We start from the raw sequence: 20,244 nt of genomic DNA on the forward strand, positions 1-20,244 counted from the left end.
GGCGGGTCTCGCGGCGCGGGGCGCCATCGCGCCCGTCGCGGAGCATCTCGGGGCGAGGTCACTGCGTCGACGGGCGCGCCCCGTGACCGCGTACGACGGACTCCTTGCGAACGGTCACGAATTTCACGCGCGTCACCTCTGTTCCCCCGTGCAACGGCGGATCATCGTGCAGACTTCGATCACGGAAGCCACGGCCGCGTCGGGGGGCGGGTTACCGATCGGTAAGGTGCGTGGTCGTTGCGGCCACTCGAGTGGGTTAGAGTGACGCGACGCACACACACAGATGTCGGTTGAGCAGTCGGTCGGCGCACCTGCGTCGTGTGCGAGAAGCAGTGGGAGGGTCCAACAGTGGGTGTCGAGGTTTCGGTCGAGGGACTGACCAAGTCGTTCGGTGTTCAGAAGATCTGGCAGGACGTCACGCTGACTCTGCCGACCGGTGAGGTGAGCGCGTTGCTCGGCCCGTCGGGCACGGGCAAGTCCGTCTTCCTCAAGTCCCTGATCGGACTGCTGCGCCCCGAGGAGGGCCGGATCGTCGTCGACGGCACGGACATCATGGAGTGCTCCTCGAAGGAGCTCTACGAGATCCGCAAGCTGTTCGGCGTCCTCTTCCAGGACGGCGCGCTCTTCGGCTCCATGAACCTGTACGACAACACGGCCTTCCCGCTTCGTGAGCACACGAAGAAGAAGGAAGACGAGATCCGCAAGATCGTCATGGAGAAGCTCGAGCTGGTCGGTCTGACCGGCGCCGAGAACAAGCTCCCCGGCGAGATCTCCGGCGGTATGCGCAAGCGCGCGGGGCTGGCGCGCGCGCTGGTCCTCGACCCCGAGATCATCCTGGTCGACGAGCCGGACTCCGGCCTCGATCCCGTCCGCACCACCTACATCAGCCAGTTGCTGCTCAACATCAACGCGCAGATCGACGCCACGATGCTGATCGTCACGCACAACATCAACCTCGCGCGCACGGTGCCGGACAACATCGGCATGCTCTTCCGCAAGAACCTCGTCATGTTCGGACCACGCGAGGTGCTCCTCACCTCCGACGAGCCGGCCGTCAAGCAGTTCCTCAACGGCACGATGATCGGCCCCATCGGCATGAGCGAGGAGAAGGACGAGGCGCAGATGCGCCAGGAGCAGGCGCTGTCCGACGCCGGCCACAACCTCGGCGGCGTCGAGGACGTCGAGGGCATCATGCCGCAGATGGATCCGACGCCCGGTATGCCGCGTCGGCAGGCCGTCGACCGCCGGCGCGAGCGGGTGCGCAGCATCATGCACACGCTGCCCGAGAGCGCCCAGCAGGCCATCCAGCAGAGCTTCGACGAGGCCGAGGCGGAGGACGGCCGCAGCCCGGCGTACGCCGGGGCGACCGAGCGCAGCGGCTACGGCAACGACGACCAGGGCTACCAGCAGGGCGGCTACGACCAGGGTTACCAGCAGGGCGGCTACGACCAGGGTTACCAGCAGGGCGGCTACCAGCAGGACGGGTACCAGCAGGCCGGCTACGACCAGGGACAGCAGCAGGGCGGATGGTCGTCCGACGACCGTCCGACCGAGCAGAACGAGTTCAGGCAGGGCGTCGACGGGGGCGAGCGCCGAGCCGATCAGGGTGGCTACCAGGGCTGGAACGAGCCCGAGCCGCGTGATCGGTACGATTCCCCGACCGACCGTCCCCGAGGCTGAGACGACACATGGCGAAGACCTCCAACCCGATCGCACGATCGGGCACTGCCGCGCTGACCCAGGCCGGAAACATCGTCGAGCTACTCGTCGACGTGGCCAGGAACACCTTCAGGCGGCCGTTCCAGTTCCGTGAGTTCATCGAGCAGGCCTGGTTCATCGCGAGCGTGACCATTCTGCCGACGGCGTTGGTGGCCATTCCGTTCGGCGCCGTGGTGTCGCTGCAGACGGGGTCGCTGATCAAGCAGCTCGGCGCGGAGTCCTTCACCGGTGCCGCCAGCGTGCTGGCGGTGGTCCAGCAGGGCAGTCCCATCGTGGTCGCGCTGCTGATCGCGGGAGCGGCGGGGTCCGCGGTGACCGCGGACCTCGGGTCGCGCACCATCCGCGAGGAGATCGACGCCATGCGCGTGCTGGGCATCGACCCGGTGCAGCGCCTGGTGGTGCCCCGCGTGCTGGCGATGATCCTGGTCGCGTTGCTGCTCAACGGCCTGGTCTCCGTCATCGGCATCGCCGGCGGCTACTTCTTCAACGTGATCCTGCAGGACGGCACCCCGGGTGCGTACCTGGCGTCGTTCGGCACGCTGGCCCAGCTGCCCGACCTGTGGGTCGGCGAGCTCAAGGCCGTGGTGTTCGGACTGATCGCCGGGGTGATCGCGTCCTACAAGGGGCTCCATCCCAACCCCGGACCCAAGGGCGTCGGCGAGGCGGTCAACCAGACCGTCGTCATCACCTTCCTGATCCTGTTCTTCGCGAACCTCATCATGACCCTGGTCTACCTCCAGGTCGTTCCGGCCAAGGGAGCCTGAGATGACCATCGCGCGCGGTCGCGGCGACCGCACTCTCCTCAAGCTGCGCAGCGCAGCGGGCGCCCCACTGGGGATGCTCGACCGCGCCGGCGAGCAGATGTCGTTCTACGGCCGGGCCATCGGGTGGATCCCGCGCACCGTCGTGCACTACAAGAAGGAGACACTGCGGCTGCTGGCCGAGGTCACCTTCGGCACCGGCGCGCTCGCGGTCATCGGCGGCACCATCGGCGTCATCCTCATGATGAGCGGCTTCACCGGCGTCGTGGTCGGTCTCCAGGGCTTCGCGGCGCTCGAGCAGCTCGGATCCCAGGTGCTCACCGGATTCCTCAGCGCCTACGTCAACACCCGTGAGATCGCACCGATCGTCGCGTCCCTGGCGTTGTCCGCGACGGTCGGCTGCGGCTTCACCGCGCAGCTCGGCGCGATGCGCATCTCCGAGGAGATCGACGCGCTCGAGGTCATGGCCGTTCCGTCGGTGCCGTTCCTGGTCTCGACGCGCATGATCGCCGGCTTCATCGCCGTCATCCCGCTCTACATCGTCGGTCTGCTCTCGGCGTACCTGGCGTCCCGGCTGGTCTCGACCATCTTCAACGGGCAGTCGCCGGGCTCGTACGACCACTACTTCTCGCTGTTCCTGCCGCCGGAGGACGTGCTCTACTCCTTCGCCAAGGTGCTGGTCTTCGCCTTCGTGCTGATCATGATCCACTGCTACTACGGCTACACCGCCTCGGGCGGACCCGCCGGTGTGGGCGTGGCCGTGGGTCGCGCCGTCCGCGCCGCGATCGTGACCGTCGCGGTTCTCAACTTCTTCCTGAGCCTCGCCATCTGGGGCACCACGACCACGGTGAGGGTGGCCGGATGAATCACGCTCCGTCCGCGACCAAGCGCAGGCTGCTCGGCGTCGGGTTCCTGCTCGTCGTCGTGCTGTTCGTCGCCTGGTCCATCGCGAGTTACTCGAAGACCTTCAAGTCGGTCGTCATGGTCGACCTGGTCACCGACACCGTGGGCAACTCCCTGCCCGCCAATGCCGACGTCAAGGCACGCGGCATGATCGTCGGAGAGGTGCGCTCGGCCACGACCGAGGACGGCCGGGTGGTCTCGCAGCTCGCACTCGACCCGGACAAGGTCGACATGATCCCGTCGAACACGACGGCCCGCCTGCTCCCGAAGACCCTGTTCGGCGAGCGGTACGTGGCGCTGCAGATTCCGGAGGGCGGCGCGAACGCCACCCCCATCGCGGCGGGCGGCACCATTCAGCAGGACACCAGCGGCAACGCCATCGAGGTCGGGCAACTGCTCGACTCCCTCCTGCCGCTGCTCGACGCGATCCCGCCGCAGGATCTGGCGAACACCCTCGGTGCGCTGTCGCAGGCGCTCGACGGGAAGGGCGAGAAGCTCGGCCTGACCATCGACCGGCTCGAGGAGATCTTCTCCGGGCTCAACACCGAGCTGCCGAACATCCAGGCGGATCTGCGCGGTATCGCGGACCTGTCGCAGACGTACTCCACCGCGGCGCCCGATCTGGTCGACGCGCTGGACGACCTGCGCGTCACGGGCAACACCGTGGTGGAACGGCAGAGCGACGTCGAGACGCTGCTGGTGTCCGCCACGGCGTCGTCGGGATCGTTGGCCGACCTGGTGCAGACCAACGCGGAGTCCATCGTCACGGTGGCGGCCGATTCGCGCGAGGCGCTCGAGCTGCTCGCCGAGTTCTCGCCGTCGTTCGGGTGCACCTTCACCGAGTTCGTGCGCGTCGCCGACGAGGCCAAGAAGATCCTGTCCGTCGACGCCCCCTACCCGGGTGTCCGCGCGTCGATCAACTTCGTCAACCCCAAGGGCCGGTACCTCCCCAACCAGGACGAGCCGCGCCTGTTCGACGATCGTGGGCCGTCCTGCTTCGACAACGTCACCACGCCGGGCAAGTTCTTCCCGCAGTACCCCGGCAGTGGCGTCAACGACGGGTCGTACCAGGTGCCGTCCCGTAACCCGGGCCCGGCGATCGACCCGCCGCTGCCCAACCCGTTGGACTCGCCGGTGCCGGCCTCGTACGCCGGATCGGACGTCGAGCGTGACACGTTGGCCGTCGTGTACGGCTCCGGGTCCGGACTGGCGCCGGAGCAGGTGCCGGCCTGGACCACTCTGGTGGGCGCTCCGGCGCTCCGCGGCACGGAAGTGAGTGTGCGATGAGGGGATTGGCTGCACCGCTGGTCAAGCTGATCGTCTTCGCGGTGGTCACCATCCTGGCGACGGCCGCGTTGGCGCTGACCATCGCCAACGGCGCGGGATCCGGCAACACCAAGTTCTCGGCGATCTTCTCCGACGTGGCCTCGCTGAACGAGGGCGACGAGGTGCGCATCGCCGGCGTCCGGGTGGGCACGGTGGAGAAGATCGAGATCTACGAGCGTGACCGCGCCCGCGTCGATTTCGCGCTCACCCAGCGGGACTGGTTGCCCGCGAGCAGTACCGCGACCATCCGGTACCGCAACCTCATCGGCCAGCGCTACATCGCGCTCGAGGAGGGATCCGGCAACCAGGGCGAGAAGATCACGAGCGGCGCGACGATCCCGATCGAGCGCACGCGCCCCGCCGTCAACCTCACCACGCTGTTCAACGGCTTCCGTCCGCTCTTCCAGACGCTCACGGCCGACGACGTCAACAAGCTCAGCTACCAGATCATCCAGGTGTTCCAGGGCGAGTCCGGCACCATCGGAGACCTGGTGCGCGACACCGCATCCCTGACCAACACGGTCGCGGACAAGGACCGCGTGATCGGCGCCGTGATCGACAACCTCAACGGGGTGCTCGACACGGTCAACCGCCACGACAAGGACCTCGACCAGCTGATCGTCAATACCCAGCAGCTGGTGTCAGGGCTGGCCGCGGACCGCGACACGGTGGGGTCGGCGGTCACCTCGCTGGCCGGATTGACCGACGCCACAGCGGATCTCCTCGAGCCGACGCGGCCGTCGATCCAGTCCTCCATCGCCTCGATCGACCAGTTGTCGACCAAGATCAACAACCGCCAGGCCGACTTCGACGCGATCCTGAAGAACTTCCCGGTGAAGCTCGAGAAGCTCATTCGCGTGGCGAGCTTCGGCTCGTGGTTCCAGTTCTACCTGTGCGGCATCGACATCGTCGCCGGGCCGGGGTACGCGCCCCAGCTGAACCTCCCCACCGGTCTGCCGACCATCAACCAGCCGCTCTACACGAACTCCGCGAAACGCTGTGCGGCAGGAGGTATTTCCTGATGGAGTCCCGTCGCAAGCCGGCCGTCGCGGGTGCCCTCGGCATCTTCCTCATCCTGATGGCCACGATGAGTGCGTTCTTCCTGGACTCGCTGCCCATCATCGGGGCGAGCACCAAGTACACGGCCAACTTCTCCGAGGCCGCCGGGCTGCGCGCGAGCAACGAGGTGCGCATCGCCGGCGTGAAGGTCGGCAAGGTCACCGACGTCTCCCTCGAGGGCGACAAGGTCGCCGTCGAGTTCACCGTCGACGACGCGTGGGTGGGCGACCGGACGTCGGCGTCCATTCAGATCAAGACGGTGCTGGGGCAGAAGTACCTCTCGCTCGAGCCGAAGGGCGACGAGCGGCTGAACCCGCGCGACGTCATTCCGATCGAGCGCACCACGGCGCCGTACGACGTCATCGACGCGTTCTCCGACGCCGCCCGGACCACCGGGGACATCGACACCACGCAGTTGGCGACGAGCATGGAAACGCTCTCGCAGGCGTTCTCCGAGACCCCGGAGAACATCCGCGCCTCCCTCGACGGCGTGACCCGGCTGTCGGAGACCATCGCCTCCCGCGACGACCAGCTCTCGAAGCTGTTCGCGGCGACCAACACCACGACCAAGGTCCTCGCCGACCGCAACCAGGAATTCACCCGGTTGATCGGTGACGCGTCGGTTCTGGTGCAGGAGCTCAACAACCGGCAGCAGTCGATCTCGCAGCTGCTGATCGGAACCCAGCGCGTCTCGCGCGAGCTCACCGGGCTGGTGCGGGACAACGAGGCACAGATCGGGCCCGCGCTCGCGTCGCTCGGTCAGGTGATCGAGACGCTCCGCAGCAACAACGAGAACATCGCCCGCGCCATCGAGTTGTACGAGCCGTTCGTGCGGCTCTACACCAACATCGTCGGCAACGGCCGGTGGTTCGACCAGGTCATCGTCAACACGTTCCCGCCGGGTCTTCCCGACATTCCGGGCTACCGGGAACCGATCCGCACGCTGGGTGTGGATCCCGTTCGCAGTCCGGGAGCAGGCCAGTGACCGCCGAGCAGGGTACGCAGAGTTCGAGGTTCACCAAGCGCAGCCTCGGGCTGATCGCGGCCGTCGTGGCCGTCGTCGTGGTGGTCGTGTTCGCGCTGTGGTGGGCGTTCACCCGGCTCGGGACGACGACGATCACCACGTACTTCGACAAGTCCGTCGGCGTCTACGAGGGCACCGAGGTGCGGGTGCTCGGCGTGAAGGTCGGCGAGGTGACCAAGGTCGAGGGACTCGGCGACCAGGTGCAGGTCGACCTGCGGGTCGACCGCGGCGTCGACATCCCGGCGACCGCGCGTGCGGTGCAGATCGCGCCGTCGGTGGTCGCGGATCGGTACGTCCAGCTCGCGCCGGCGTACACGGGCGGCGAGAAGATGGAGTCGGGCGCGGTCATTCCCCGCGAGCGCACGGCCACCCCGGTCGAGGTCGACGAGCTGTACACGAGCATCGACCAGCTCTCCGAGGCTCTCGGTCCCAACGGCGCCAACCGCAACGGCGCCGTCTCCGATCTGGTGACGACGGGTGCGCGCAACCTCGAGGGCAACGGCGAGGCCCTGAACGACACGCTGACCCAGCTGTCCGGCGCCGTCGACACGCTCGATTCCTACCGCGGCGACCTGTTCGGCACGGTCCAGAACCTGCAGACCTTCGTCAGCGCGCTGGCGGCCAACGATCAGCAGGTGCGGGCGTTCAACGAACAGCTGTCCTCCCTGACCGGCTTCCTGGCGGGCGAGCGGGAGAACCTGTCGCAGGCGCTGCAGCAACTGTCGGTGACGCTCGGCGACGTGGCGGGCTTCGTCCGCGACAACCGCGATCAGCTGGGCGCGGACCTCGACGCCCTCGCGCCCACCACGCAATTGCTGGCGGACAATCGGGACAAGCTGGCCGACACGCTGACCTTGCTCCCGCTGGCCGTCGCCAACGTCGCCAACTCCTACAACGCGGAGAACGGGTCGCTGGACGCGCGCCTGATCTTCAACGAGCTCCAGGACCCGAAGACGTTCGTGTGCAGCCTGATCGATCTGCAGAAGCTGCGTCCGGGCGATCCGCAGTTCGAGGCGCTCGGCCGGCAGATGCAGCCGATCGTCGACAACTGCGGGGCCATCGTCGACCAGGCCGTCGCCGGGGTGAAGACCCCGACGCTGGTGCTGCCGTTCGGTCTGCTCTCCGCCGACAACATCCAGCGGAACGTCGAGCCGGGCACGGTGCCGGGCAACCCGTCGCCGCGCCTCGATCTGAACCTGCCCGGACTGTCCATCCCGCAGGAAGGGGAGTGACCGTGCGCGTCACGCGTAACTCGACTCGCCGCGCGCGCGGTGTCGTCGTCGCGTCGGGTGCCTGTGTGGTGGCCCTGACCGTGGGGGCCTGCGGGTCCGAGGGCGTCTACGGCATCCCGCTGCCCGGCGGCGCCGACGTGGGGTCCGAGCCGCTCCGGCTCACCCTGCAGTTCGACGACGTGCTCGACCTGGTGCCGCAGTCGACGGTCAAGGTCGACGGCGTCGAGGTCGGCCGCGTCACCGACATCTCGGTCCCCGGGGACTCGTGGATCGCGAACGTCCAGGTGGAGGTCAACAACTCCGTCGACCTGCCGGCCAACGCGACCGCGTCGATCCAGCAGACCAACCTCCTCGGCGAGAAGTTCGTGCAGCTGTCGGTGCCCGAGGAGGACGCCGACGAGGCGCGCCTCATCGGCGGCGACACCATCCCGGTCGAGCGCACCCGCCACGCCACCGACATCGAGCAGGTGTTCGGGGCGCTGTCGATGCTGCTCAACGGGGGCGGCGTCGCGCAGCTCGCGCCGATCGTCAAGGAACTGAACACCGCGACGTCCGGCCGCGAGGATCGCCTGCGGTCGCTCATCGAGCAGGCGAACACCCTGATCGGCGGACTCGAGGAGCAGAAGGGCGACATCACGCGCGCCCTCGACGGGCTCGACGTGCTCACGGGCACGCTGAACCAGCAGACCGAGAAGATCGATCGCATCCTCGCCGATCTGCCCGTCGCGACCGAGGTCCTCGAGCAGCAGCGTCCGCAGCTCACGCAGTTGCTCACCCAGCTGGACCGTCTCGGCGAGGTGGGTACCGACGTCATCGAGCGCAGCAAGGACGATCTCATCGCCGACCTGCGGGCTCTGCGGCCGACGCTGCAGGAGTTGGCGACGTACGGCGACGAGTTGGTCACCGACCTCGCCTTCGTGCCGACGTTCCCGTTCCCGGACGGCGTCGAGAAGATCGCCCAGGGCAACTCGGTGAACCTGTTCATCAGTGCCGATCTGCAGATCGGCAACCAGCTGAGCACGTTCGGTGTGGGCGAGGGCAATCCGGTCTACAGCCCGCCGCGCAACGGTGACCCCAAGCCGCGGGTGGATCCGTCCAACCCGTACTACAACGGCAACGGTCCGCGGCCGGGATGGCCGACGGTGTCGCTGCTGCCGCTGCCCCCGGTGATTCCGTCGCCGACTCCGGCGCCGGGTGTTCCGGCCGCCGCGCCGCCGGCGGCGAATCCGCTCGACGGCATCCTCGAACAATTCGGTATCGGCGCTGCCCCCGGCGCGCAGCCGGGAGGTGGACAGTGAGATCGAAGTTGGTCAGCGGTCAGCTGATCGCGTTCGTGGTGATCGCGCTGCTCGGCATCGTCTACGTCGGCGCGAAGTACGTCCGCATCGATCAGCTGCTCGGATTCGGGCAGTACCAGGTGACCGGGCAGTTCGCGGACTCCGGCGGCATCTTCCAGAACGCCGAGGTCACGTACCGCGGCATTCCGGTCGGCCGGGTCGGCGCCCTGTCGCTCACCGAGGACGGTGTCGACGTCACGCTGAACCTGGAGAAGGGCGGCCCGGACATTCCGTCCGACACCGTGGCCGTGGTGGCCAACCGCTCCGCGATCGGTGAGCAGTACGTCGACCTGCAGCCGCGGACCGATCAGGGTCCCTACCTCGAGGACGGGTCGACCATCGCGCAGGCCGACACCTCGACGCCGACGCCGGTCGAGGACCTGCTGCGCAACGTCGACACGCTCGCGTCGTCGGTCCCCAAGGACGATCTGCGGACGCTGGTCACCGAGCTCGGTGCCGGGTTCGAGGGCACGGGGACGGCCCTGGCCGGTCTCGTCGATTCGCTCGACACGTTCTCGCAGGACGGACTGTCCAACCTGCCGCAGACGTTGACGCTGATCCGGGACAGCCGGGTGGTGCTGGACACGCAGAGCGAGCAGTCGTCGGCGATCCAGCAGTTCAGCTCCGACCTCGCGTTGGTCACGGCGCAGCTGCGCTCCAACGATCCGGACATCCGACGGCTCATCGACAACGGCATTCCGTTCGCCGACGAGACCAGCGCGCTGGTCGATCGGGCCGGTCCGGGGCTCACGACCAACCTCACCAACCTGGCCGGGGTCAGCGAGGCGCTCAGCCCGCGGACGTTCGCTCTGCGGCCGCTGCTGCAGTTCCTGCCCGCCCTGGCGCAGGGTGCGAACTCGGTGAGCCCGGGTGACGGCACCATCCACTTCGGCATCGCGCTCGAGGTGAACAACCCGCCGTCGTGCACGCAGGGGTACGAGGGCACGCAGGCCATCATCGACGCCGAGTACGCCCGCAACCCCGACTTCGATCCGACGCAGCAGGACTTCCCGATCAACCTGGACGCCAACTGCACGGTGCCGCAGGGCTCGCTCACGGGCGTGCGCGGGGCCAACAGCGTCCGGTTCGCCGATCCGAACATCCCGCAGCCGTGGGACGGCAAGCCGAAGGTGGCGCCGGACCCCATCGACCTGAACCCCATCGCGACGCAGCTGGCGGCGCTGCTGGGTGTGACGGTTCGTCCCTGACGGGTGTCGTCGTCGACGGTGGTGGCCACCGGTCCCTCGGGGGACCGGTGGTTACCGCCTAGTAGGGTGGCGCTGTGACGCCAACCACCTCCACCCCGCGCACGCGACGGTCCCGGCTCGTCGTGGTCGTGGCCGCCGTCTGTGTGGTCGCGGCCGTTCTCGCCGTCGTCTCGGCCGTGTTCTGGTTCCTCGCGTACCGCGAGTCCTCGTCCGCGAGCACGCGGGACGACGCGCTCGCCGGCGCTCGTCAGGCCGCGATCAATCTCAACTCGGTCGACGCCAACGATCTCGACAAGACGTTCGCCGACATCGAGTCGTCGATCACCGGCGACGAGCTCACCAACGGCCTCAACGACACGCGCGAGCAGTTCCGCCAGCAGTTCGCCGACACGAACGTCGTGACGACGGCGTCGGTCCAGCACGCGACGCTCGTCGGTTTCTCGGCCGACGAGGGCACGGCGCAGTCGCTCATCGTGCTGACGACCGACACCACCAAGCCCAGCGGTACCGAGCGGTATCAGAGCACCCTGCGGCTCGAGTTGGCCGACGACGACGGCACCTGGAAGGCCACGCGCATCCAGCCGATCGGCAAGCGCATCCCGTTGCAGCTGCCGCAGTCCGCGCCGACCGACCCCGCCGCACCCGCCGATCCGGCTGCACCTGCCGACCCCGCTGCACCTGCCGACCCGGCGGCCCCCGCCGCGCCGTCCGGCGGCCAGTGATCCCGCGCTAGGAGAATCCATGCCCCCCGCACGTCGTCGCCCTCCCGTGGGCGCCACGCGTCCCCCGGCCGGAGCCGTCCGTCGCAAGAAGGTCGCCGGCCGGCCCGCCGGCCCCGTGAATCCCGCCGACACCACCGAGAACAGCGACGCCACCGAGTCCCTCGAGACCACCGACGAGACCGGTACCACCACCGACGCCACCCCCGGCGCGGTCGATCTGTCGAAGCCCGCCACCGAGACTCGCGCCGACACCGACACCGACACCGACACCGACGCCTCTGCGTCCTCCGAGCCCTCCGAACGACGCCCGCTCTCGCCGCTGGTCTCGATCCTGGGCGCCCTCGCCGTGGTGTTCGCGGTGATCGCGGTGCTGGGTCTGATCCGGCCCGGCGCGCCGGCGGTCACCAACAGCGCCTGGGTGGACACCGGCGCCACCCTCGAGGTGACCTCCGCCGGCCGGGACGCGCTGCAGACGGTGTTCAGCTACGGCTTCGACACCATCGACCAGGACCAGGAGGCGGCGCGCGCCGTCCTGAACGACGAGCGCCGCGCCGAGTACGACTCGACGGCGGAGCAGACCAAGCAGGGCGTGCTGCAGACGCAGACCGTCACGACGGCCACGGTCACGGACATCGGCGTCTCGCTGCTCGACGGGGACCGGGCCGAGCTGGTGGCGAGCATGGACATCGCGGCCCAGCAGGACACGGTGGACCAGGGGACCGTGCAGACCCCCGTGGCGTTCACGATGGAGCGGGTGGACGGTCGGTGGTTGCTGGCGACCATCGACAACCGCTAGCCGACCGATCCCCGACCCGAAACGCCGCGCGCGCTCTTGACGCGGGGCGTCCGGGAGTCCACTCTGATTACCGGATTCGTCCACGAACCCGGTTTCGAGCGGGTCGTCGCCGGGGTACATTTCGTCGGAGACGCCACCCGATCGGTCTCGATCACGGGTCGGGTGGTGAGTTCGATCGCCGAGATTTCTGGGCGACGCCGGAGCAAATGGAGGCACCGGGCGTCGACAGCGGGTCTCGGCGGAGCCTGTCTCCGGCGTGTTCGACCACGCCGTACTGCCGTCGGTGCAGTGCGCCGTCCGGCGTCCGAGACCCACGCGTGTTGCCATGTCCGCGTTTCTGGGGTACTTTTGGACGTTGCGCTGGGTGCCTCCTGTCATTCTCCAGACTCCGCCTCGATGGACACGTGTGTCGATCGCTGCCGAGCGAGGGCTTCGTACGGGTCGTGACCAGCGGAGTTCCCACTCGAAAAGCAGATACAGCGACGGTCGCGCAGTGCAGCAAGCGGCCCGCGTGAGGTGCTGGAAGGACGCATCTTGGCAGTCTCCACCCAGTCCAAGGAAAACGCCGGAACCCCCGGAGCCCCGAAGAGGGTGTCGTTCGCGAAGATTCGTGAACCCCTCGAAGTCCCGGGGTTGCTCGATCTTCAGACCGATTCGTTCGAATGGCTCGTCGGTACCCCCGAGTGGCGTGCCCGTGCCGAGGCACGCGGCGACAGCTCGGTCAGCGGCGGCCTCGAGGACATCCTGACGGAGCTCTCGCCCATCGAGGACTTCTCGGGTTCGATGTCCCTCTCCTTCTCCGACCCGCGCTTCGACGAGGTCAAGGCCTCCATCGAGGAGTGCAAGGACAAGGACATGACCTACGCGGCGCCGTTGTTCGTCACCGCGGAGTTCATCAACAACAACACCGGTGAGATCAAGAGCCAGACGGTCTTCATGGGTGACTTCCCGATGATGACCGACAAGGGCACGTTCATCATCAACGGCACCGAGCGCGTCGTCGTCTCGCAGCTCGTGCGGTCCCCCGGCGTCTACTTCGACCACACGGTCGACAAGACCACCGAGAAGGACCTGCACAGCGTCAAGGTCATCCCGGGCCGCGGCGCGTGGCTCGAGTTCGACGTCGACAAGCGCGACACCGTCGGCGTGCGCATCGACCGCAAGCGTCGTCAGCCGGTCACCGTGCTGCTGAAGGCTCTCGGCTGGACCACCGAGCAGATCACCGAGCGCTTCGGCTTCTCGGAGATCCTCATGGCCACGCTGGAGAAGGACAACACGGCCGGCACCGACGAGGCGCTGCTCGACATCTACCGCAAGCTGCGTCCGGGCGAGCCCCCCACCAAGGAGAGCGCGCAGACCCTGCTGGAGAACCTGTTCTTCAAGGAGAAGCGCTACGACCTCGCTCGCGTGGGTCGCTACAAGATCAACAAGAAGCTGGGTCTGAACTCGGGCCTGCCCATCGAGGCGTCGACGCTGACCGAAGAGGACATCGTCGCCACCATCGAGTACCTCGTGCGTCTGCACGCGGGGGAGAAGTCGATGACGGCTCCGGGCGGCGTCGAGGTGCCGGTCGAGGTCGACGACATCGACCACTTCGGCAACCGTCGTCTGCGTACGGTCGGTGAGCTGATCCAGAACCAGATCCGCGTGGGCCTGTCCCGCATGGAGCGCGTGGTCCGTGAGCGGATGACCACCCAGGACGTCGAGGCGATCACGCCGCAGACCCTGATCAACATCCGCCCGGTCGTCGCCGCGATCAAGGAGTTCTTCGGAACGTCCCAGCTGTCGCAGTTCATGGACCAGAACAACCCGCTGTCGGGTCTGACCCACAAGCGTCGTCTGTCGGCGCTGGGCCCCGGTGGTCTGTCCCGTGAGCGTGCCGGCCTCGAGGTGCGCGACGTGCACCCGTCGCACTACGGCCGCATGTGCCCGATCGAGACCCCCGAGGGTCCGAACATCGGTCTGATCGGTTCGCTCTCGGTGTACGCGCGGGTCAACCCGTTCGGCTTCATCGAGACCCCGTACCGCAAGGTCGTCGACGGCCAGGTCACGGACGAGGTCCACTACCTGACCGCGGACGAGGAGGACCGCCACGTCGTGGCGCAGGCCAACTCGACCATCGACACGTCGGGCCGCTTCGTCGACGAGCGCATCCTGGTCCGCCGCAAGGGCGGCGAGGTCGAGTTCGTCTCGTCGATGGACGTGGACTACATGGACGTCTCGCCGCGCCAGATGGTGTCGGTCGCGACGGCGATGATCCCGTTCCTCGAGCACGACGACGCCAACCGCGCCCTGATGGGTGCGAACATGCAGCGTCAGGCCGTGCCGCTGGTGCGCAGCGAGTCCCCGATCGTCGGTACCGGCATGGAGCTGCGTGCCGCCGTCGACGCCGGTGACGTCATCGTCAGCGACAAGACCGGTGTGGTCGAGGAGGTCTCGGCCGACTACGTCACCGTCATGGCCGACGACGGCTCGCGCACCACGTACCGGATGCGCAAGTTCGCCCGCTCCAACCAGGGCACGTGCGCCAACCAGCGTCCGATCGTGGACGAGGGTCAGCGCGTGGAGTCCGGCCAGGTGCTGGCCGACGGTCCGTGCACCGAGAACGGTGAGATGGCGCTGGGCAAGAACCTGCTCGTCGCCGTCATGCCGTGGGAGGGCCACAACTACGAGGACGCGATCATCCTGTCGCAGCGCCTCGTGGAAGAGGACGTCCTGACCTCGATCCACATCGAGGAGCACGAGATCGACGCCCGCGACACCAAGCTCGGTGCCGAGGAGATCACGCGCGACATCCCCAACGTCTCGGACGAGGTGCTCGCGGACCTCGACGAGCGCGGCATCATCCGCATCGGTGCGGAGGTTCGTGACGGTGACGTGCTGGTCGGCAAGGTCACGCCGAAGGGCGAGACCGAGCTCACCCCGGAGGAGCGCCTGCTGCGCGCCATCTTCGGCGAGAAGGCGCGCGAGGTGCGCGACACGTCGCTGAAGGTGCCGCACGGCGAGAACGGCAAGGTCATCGGCATCCGCGTGTTCTCGCGCGAGGACGACGACGATCTGCCTCCGGGCGTCAACGAGCTGGTACGCGTCTACGTCGCGCAGAAGCGCAAGATCCAGGACGGCGACAAGCTCGCCGGCCGCCACGGCAACAAGGGCGTCATCGGCAAGATCCTCCCGCAGGAGGACATGCCGTTCCTGTCCGACGGCACGCCGATCGACATCATCCTGAACACGCACGGCGTTCCGCGTCGTATGAACATCGGTCAGATCCTCGAGACCCACCTGGGCTGGATCGGCAAGACCGGATGGAACGTTCAGGTGGCGACGGACGGCACTCGACCCGACTGGGCCGAGACTCTGCCGGAGGAGATGCTGGCGGCGGACGCCGACACCAACATCGCCACCCCGGTGTTCGACGGCGCCAAGGAGGACGAGCTGACGGGTCTGCTGTCGAGCACGATCCCCAACCGCGACGGCGACCAGATGGTCGGCGCCGACGGCAAGGCGACGCTGTTCGACGGCCGCTCCGGCGAGCCGTTCCCGTACCCGGTGTCCGTGGGCTACATGTACATCATCAAGCTGCACCACCTGGTCGACGACAAGATCCACGCTCGCTCGACCGGGCCGTACTCGATGATCACGCAGCAGCCCCTCGGTGGTAAGGCGCAGTTCGGTGGACAGCGCTTCGGTGAGATGGAGTGCTGGGCCATGCAGGCCTACGGCGCGGCGTACACGCTGCAGGAGCTCCTGACCATCAAGTCGGACGACGTCGTCGGACGCGTCAAGGTCTACGAGGCGATCGTCAAGGGCGAGAACATCCCCGAGCCCGGCATTCCCGAGTCCTTCAAGGTGCTCCTCAAGGAGCTCCAGTCGCTCTGCCTCAACGTGGAGGTGCTGTCCTCGGACGGCGCGGCCATCACGATGGCCGACGGCGACGACGAGGATCTCGAGCGCGCCGCGGCCAACCTGGGAATCAACCTCTCCCGCAACGAGTCCGCCACCGTCGACGATCTCGCGCAGTGATCGGTGACCGGCCGGCGCGACCACGCGTCGCGCCGGCCGGGCCGCCGACCACGAGCAGCAGCAGGAAACTATCCCTGAGAAGGGGAAAGGAAGTACGACGTGCTGGACGTCAACTTCTTCGATGAACTCCGCATCGGTCTCGCGACCGCGGACGACATCCGTAACTGGTCCTACGGCGAGGTCAAGAAGCCGGAGACCATCAACTACCGCACGCTGAAGCCGGAGAAGGACGGCCTGTTCTGCGAGAAGATCTTCGGACCGACTCGCGACTGGGAGTGCTACTGCGGCAAGTACAAGCGTGTCCGCTTCAAGGGCATCATCTGCGAGCGCTGCGGCGTCGAGGTGACGCGAGCCAAGGTGCGCCGTGAGCGCATGGGCCACATCGAGCTGGCCGCCCCGGTCACGCACATCTGGTACTTCAAGGGTGTGCCGTCGCGGTTGGGCTACCTGCTCGACCTGGCGCCGAAGGATCTCGAGAAGATCATCTACTTCGCCGCCTACGTCATCACCTCGGTGGACGACGAGCTGCGCCACAACGAGCTCTCGACCCTCGAGGCCGAGATGGAGGTCGAGAAGAAGGCCGTCGCCGATCAGCGCGACGCCGATCTCGAGGCCCGCGCGCAGAAGCTCGAGGCCGACATCGCCGAGCTCGAGGCCGAGGGTGCCAAGTCGGACGTGCGTCGCAAGGTCAAGGACGGCGGCGAGCGCGAGATGCGTCAGCTCCGTGACCGTGCGCAGCGCGAGCTGGATCGTCTCGAGGAGATCTGGTCCACCTTCACCAAGCTGGCACCGAAGCAGCTCATCGTCGACGAGCTGATCTACCGCGAGCTGATCGACCGCTACGGCGAGTACTTCACGGGTGCGATGGGCGCGGAGTCCATCCAGAAGCTCATGGAGACCTTCGACATCGAGGCCGAGGCCGAGTCGCTCCGCGAGACCATCCGTAGCGGCAAGGGGCAGAAGAAGCTCCGTGCGCTCAAGCGTCTCAAGGTCGTCGCGGCGTTCCAGTCCACGGGCAACTCGCCCATGGGCATGGTGCTCGACGCCGTGCCGGTGATCCCGCCGGAGCTGCGTCCGATGGTTCAGCTCGACGGTGGCCGCTTCGCCACCTCGGACCTGAACGATCTGTACCGCCGCGTCATCAACCGCAACAACCGCCTCAAGCGACTGATCGACCTCGGTGCGCCCGAGATCATCGTCAACAACGAGAAGCGGATGCTGCAGGAGTCGGTCGACGCCCTGTTCGACAACGGCCGCCGCGGCCGTCCGGTCACCGGACCGGGCAACCGTCCGCTGAAGTCGCTGTCCGATCTGCTCAAGGGCAAGCAGGGTCGTTTCCGTCAGAACCTGCTGGGCAAGCGCGTCGACTACTCGGGCCGTTCGGTCATCGTCGTCGGCCCGCAGCTCAAGCTGCACCAGTGCGGTCTGCCGAAGCTCATGGCTCTCGAGCTGTTCAAGCCGTTCGTGATGAAGCGTCTGGTCGATCTGAACCACGCGCAGAACATCAAGTCGGCCAAGCGCATGGTCGAGCGTCAGCGCGCCCAGGTGTGGGACGTCCTCGAAGAGGTCATCGCCGAGCACCCGGTGCTGCTGAACCGCGCACCCACGCTGCACCGCCTCGGCATCCAGGCGTTCGAGCCGCAGCTCGTGGAGGGCAAGGCCATCCAGCTGCACCCGCTCGTCTGCGAGGCGTTCAACGCCGACTTCGACGGTGACCAGATGGCCGTGCACCTGCCGCTGTCGGCGGAGGCGCAGGCCGAGGCCCGCGTGCTGATGCTGTCGTCGAACAACATCCTGTCGCCGGCGTCGGGTCGCCCCCTCGCCATGCCGCGTCTGGACATGGTGACGGGTCTGTTCCACCTGACCCGTCTCGACGCCGACGCCAAGGGTCGGCTCGAGCCGGCCACCGGTGAGGGCCCCGAGCAGGGCGTGTACGCCAGCCCGGCCGAGGCGCAGATGGCCGTCGATCGCGGTGTGCTCACGGTGCAGACGCCTATCAAGGTGCGGCTGACCAACCAGCGTCCCGCGCGGGACGTCGAGGCCGAGCTGTTCCCCGAGGGCTGGGCGCCGGGCGATGCCTGGACCGCCGAGACCACGCTGGGTCGCGTGCTCTTCAACGAGCTGCTGCCGGCGAACTACCCGTTCGTCAACGAGCAGATGCCGAAGAAGCGTCAGGCGACGATCATCAACGATCTCGCCGAGCGGTACCCGATGATCGTGGTCGCGCAGACCGTCGACAAGCTCAAGGACGCCGGCTTCTACTGGGCCACGCGGTCGGGCGTCACCATCTCCATCTCCGACGTCCTCGTGCCGCCGGAGAAGGCGGAGATCATGGAGTCGTTCGAGGCGCAGGCCGATCAGATCGAGCGCAAGTACCAGCGTGGCGCGCTCGACCACACCGAGCGCAACTCGGCTCTGGTCAAGATCTGGCAGGAAGCCACCGAGCAGGTCGGCAAGGCCATGGAGGCCCACTTCCCCGACGACAACCCCATCCCGATGATCGTGAAGTCCGGCGCGGCCGGAAACATGACTCAGGTGCGGTCGCTCGCCGGCATGAAGGGTCTGGTGACCAACCCGAAGGGCGAGTTCATCCCGCGTCCGATCAAGTCCTCCTTCAAGGAGGGCCTGACGGTTCTCGAGTACTTCATCAACACGCACGGTGCCCGTAAGGGTCTGGCCGACACCGCGCTGCGTACCGCCGACTCGGGTTACCTGACCCGTCGTCTGGTGGACGTGTCGCAGGACGTCATCGTGCGCGAGGTGGACTGCGGGACCGAGCGTGGCATCACCACGACCATCGCGGAGAAGCTGGCCGACGGCACGATGATCCGGGACGCGCACGTCGAGACCTCGACGTACGCGCGCACCCTGGCCTCGGACGCGGTCGACGCAGACGGCAACGTCGTCGTCGAGCGTGGCCACGACCTGGGCGACCCGGCCATCGACGCACTGCTCGCGGCCGGTATCACCACGGTCAAGGTGCGCTCGGTGCTCACCTGCACCACGGGCACGGGCGTCTGCGCCACCTGCTACGGCCGCTCGATGGCCACCGGCAAGCTGGTCGACATCGGCGAGGCCGTCGGCATCGTCGCCGCCCAGTCCATCGGTGAGCCCGGCACGCAGCTGACCATGCGTACGTTCCACCAGGGTGGTGTGGCCGGCGACGACATCACCGGTGGTCTGCCCCGTGTGCAGGAGCTCTTCGAGGCTCGTGTGCCCAAGGGCAAGGCGCCGATCGCGGACGTCTCCGGTCGCATCCAGCTCGAGGACGGTGACCGCTTCTACAAGATCACCATCGTTCCCGACGACGGCGGCGAAGAGGTCGTCTACGACAAGCTCTCCAAGCGTCAGCGTCTGCGTGTCTTCAAGCACGACGACGGCACGGAGCGCCTGTTGGCGGACGGCGACCACGTCGAGGTCGGCCAGCAGCTCATGGAAGGTGCTGCCGATCCGCACGAGGTCCTGCGTGTCATGGGACCGCGTCAGGTGCAGATCCACCTCGTGAACGAGGTCCAGGAGGTGTACCGCAGCCAGGGTGTGTCCATCCACGACAAGCACATCGAGACGATCGTGCGCCAGATGCTCCGCCGCGTGACCATCATCGATTCGGGCTCCACGGAGTTCCTGCCCGGATCGCTGACCGAGCGCAGCGAGTTCGAGGCGAGCAACCGTCGCGTCGTGTCCGAGGGTGGCGAGCCCGCGGCCGGACGTCCGGTGCTGATGGGTATCACCAAGGCATCGCTGGCGACCGACTCGTGGCTGTCCGCGGCGTCGTTCCAGGAGACCACTCGCGTGCTGACCGACGCGGCGATCAACTGCCGCTCGGACAAGCTGATCGGTCTCAAGGAGAACGTGATCATCGGCAAGCTGATCCCCGCCGGCACCGGCATCAACCGGTACCGGAACATCACGGTTCAGCCCACCGAGGAGGCACGGGCCGCGGCGTACGCGGTGCCGTCGTACGACGATCAGTACTACAGCCCGGACGGCTTCGGCCAGAACACCGGTGCTGCCGTGCCGCTCGACGACTACGGCTTCTCGGGCGACTTCCGGTAAATCGGTAGCGCACGGTTCGACACGAACCGACACAGGCTCGGCCCCGCACTCGCTCGTGAGTGCGGGGCCGAGTCGCGT

The 20,244-nt window shown here is 67.6% G+C and carries 13 protein-coding genes; all 13 read left to right on the top strand.

What is annotated here, in order from left to right:
• The first annotated feature begins 348 nt into the window (after positions 1 to 348).
• Positions 349 to 1,680, top strand: coding sequence for an ABC transporter ATP-binding protein (locus HQ603_RS13805; protein ID WP_308126531.1), 1,332 nt, complete (start codon positions 349 to 351; stop codon positions 1,678 to 1,680).
• Positions 1,681 to 1,688: 8 nt separating this feature from the next.
• Positions 1,689 to 2,483, top strand: a complete 795-nt coding sequence (locus HQ603_RS13810) for an MlaE family ABC transporter permease (RefSeq protein WP_068099509.1) — start codon at positions 1,689 to 1,691, stop codon at positions 2,481 to 2,483.
• 1 nt (position 2,484) lies between these two features.
• Positions 2,485 to 3,345 (top strand): MlaE family ABC transporter permease, encoded by an 861-nt coding sequence (locus tag HQ603_RS13815; protein WP_222685086.1) that lies wholly within the window; start codon positions 2,485 to 2,487, stop codon positions 3,343 to 3,345.
• The gene (locus tag HQ603_RS13820) at positions 3,342 to 4,670 is read left to right on the top strand and encodes an MCE family protein (protein WP_222685087.1); all 1,329 of its coding nucleotides are present in this window, start codon (positions 3,342 to 3,344) and stop codon (positions 4,668 to 4,670) included. Before HQ603_RS13815 ends, HQ603_RS13820 begins: the two co-directional genes overlap by 4 nt.
• Positions 4,667 to 5,731 carry an MCE family protein gene (locus HQ603_RS13825; protein ID WP_222685088.1) on the top strand — a complete coding sequence of 355 codons (1,065 nt, stop codon included), beginning with the start codon at positions 4,667 to 4,669 and terminating at the stop codon, positions 5,729 to 5,731. Before HQ603_RS13820 ends, HQ603_RS13825 begins: the two co-directional genes overlap by 4 nt.
• Positions 5,731 to 6,753 carry an MCE family protein gene (locus HQ603_RS13830; RefSeq protein ID WP_222685089.1) on the top strand — a complete coding sequence of 341 codons (1,023 nt, stop codon included), beginning with the start codon at positions 5,731 to 5,733 and terminating at the stop codon, positions 6,751 to 6,753. The genes HQ603_RS13825 and HQ603_RS13830 overlap by 1 nt, the downstream gene beginning before the upstream one ends.
• On the top strand, positions 6,750 to 8,024 hold the full coding sequence (locus HQ603_RS13835; RefSeq protein WP_222685090.1) for an MCE family protein: 1,275 nt from the start codon (positions 6,750 to 6,752) through the stop codon (positions 8,022 to 8,024). The genes HQ603_RS13830 and HQ603_RS13835 overlap by 4 nt, the downstream gene beginning before the upstream one ends.
• Positions 8,021 to 9,322, top strand: coding sequence for an MCE family protein (locus tag HQ603_RS13840; protein WP_371831056.1), 1,302 nt, complete (start codon positions 8,021 to 8,023; stop codon positions 9,320 to 9,322). Before HQ603_RS13835 ends, HQ603_RS13840 begins: the two co-directional genes overlap by 4 nt.
• Positions 9,319 to 10,569 carry an MCE family protein gene (locus tag HQ603_RS13845; RefSeq protein ID WP_222685091.1) on the top strand — a complete coding sequence of 417 codons (1,251 nt, stop codon included), beginning with the start codon at positions 9,319 to 9,321 and terminating at the stop codon, positions 10,567 to 10,569. The genes HQ603_RS13840 and HQ603_RS13845 overlap by 4 nt, the downstream gene beginning before the upstream one ends.
• Before the next feature lie 74 nt (positions 10,570 to 10,643).
• Positions 10,644 to 11,291 (top strand): hypothetical protein, encoded by a 648-nt coding sequence (locus HQ603_RS13850; RefSeq protein WP_222685092.1) that lies wholly within the window; start codon positions 10,644 to 10,646, stop codon positions 11,289 to 11,291.
• A gap of 19 nt (positions 11,292 to 11,310) precedes the next feature.
• On the top strand, positions 11,311 to 12,087 hold the full coding sequence (locus tag HQ603_RS13855; protein WP_222685093.1) for a hypothetical protein: 777 nt from the start codon (positions 11,311 to 11,313) through the stop codon (positions 12,085 to 12,087).
• A 516-nt stretch (positions 12,088 to 12,603) separates the two neighbouring features.
• On the top strand, positions 12,604 to 16,110 hold the full coding sequence (gene rpoB, locus HQ603_RS13860; RefSeq protein WP_222685094.1) for a DNA-directed RNA polymerase subunit beta: 3,507 nt from the start codon (positions 12,604 to 12,606) through the stop codon (positions 16,108 to 16,110).
• A 99-nt stretch (positions 16,111 to 16,209) separates the two neighbouring features.
• Complete coding sequence (locus HQ603_RS13865; protein ID WP_222685095.1) at positions 16,210 to 20,166, top strand: DNA-directed RNA polymerase subunit beta'; 3,957 nt, start codon at positions 16,210 to 16,212, stop codon at positions 20,164 to 20,166.
• The last annotated feature ends 78 nt before the right edge of the window (positions 20,167 to 20,244 follow it).

It is taken from the genome of Rhodococcoides corynebacterioides, assembly GCF_019834675.1.
GTDB lineage: Bacteria > Actinomycetota > Actinomycetes > Mycobacteriales > Mycobacteriaceae > Rhodococcoides > Rhodococcoides corynebacterioides_A.

Bases quoted from the DNA above. Each gene is read 5' to 3' on its own strand.
- HQ603_RS13810 (WP_068099509.1), top strand. From the start codon at position 1,689: ATGGCGAAGACCTCCAACCCGATCGCACGATCGGGCACTGCCGCGCTG.
- HQ603_RS13815 (WP_222685086.1), top strand. From the start codon at position 2,485: ATGACCATCGCGCGCGGTCGCGGCGACCGCACTCTCCTCAAGCTGCGC.
- HQ603_RS13820 (WP_222685087.1), top strand. From the start codon at position 3,342: ATGAATCACGCTCCGTCCGCGACCAAGCGCAGGCTGCTCGGCGTCGGG.
- HQ603_RS13825 (WP_222685088.1), top strand. From the start codon at position 4,667: ATGAGGGGATTGGCTGCACCGCTGGTCAAGCTGATCGTCTTCGCGGTG.
- HQ603_RS13830 (WP_222685089.1), top strand. From the start codon at position 5,731: ATGGAGTCCCGTCGCAAGCCGGCCGTCGCGGGTGCCCTCGGCATCTTC.
- HQ603_RS13855 (WP_222685093.1), top strand. From the start codon at position 11,311: ATGCCCCCCGCACGTCGTCGCCCTCCCGTGGGCGCCACGCGTCCCCCG.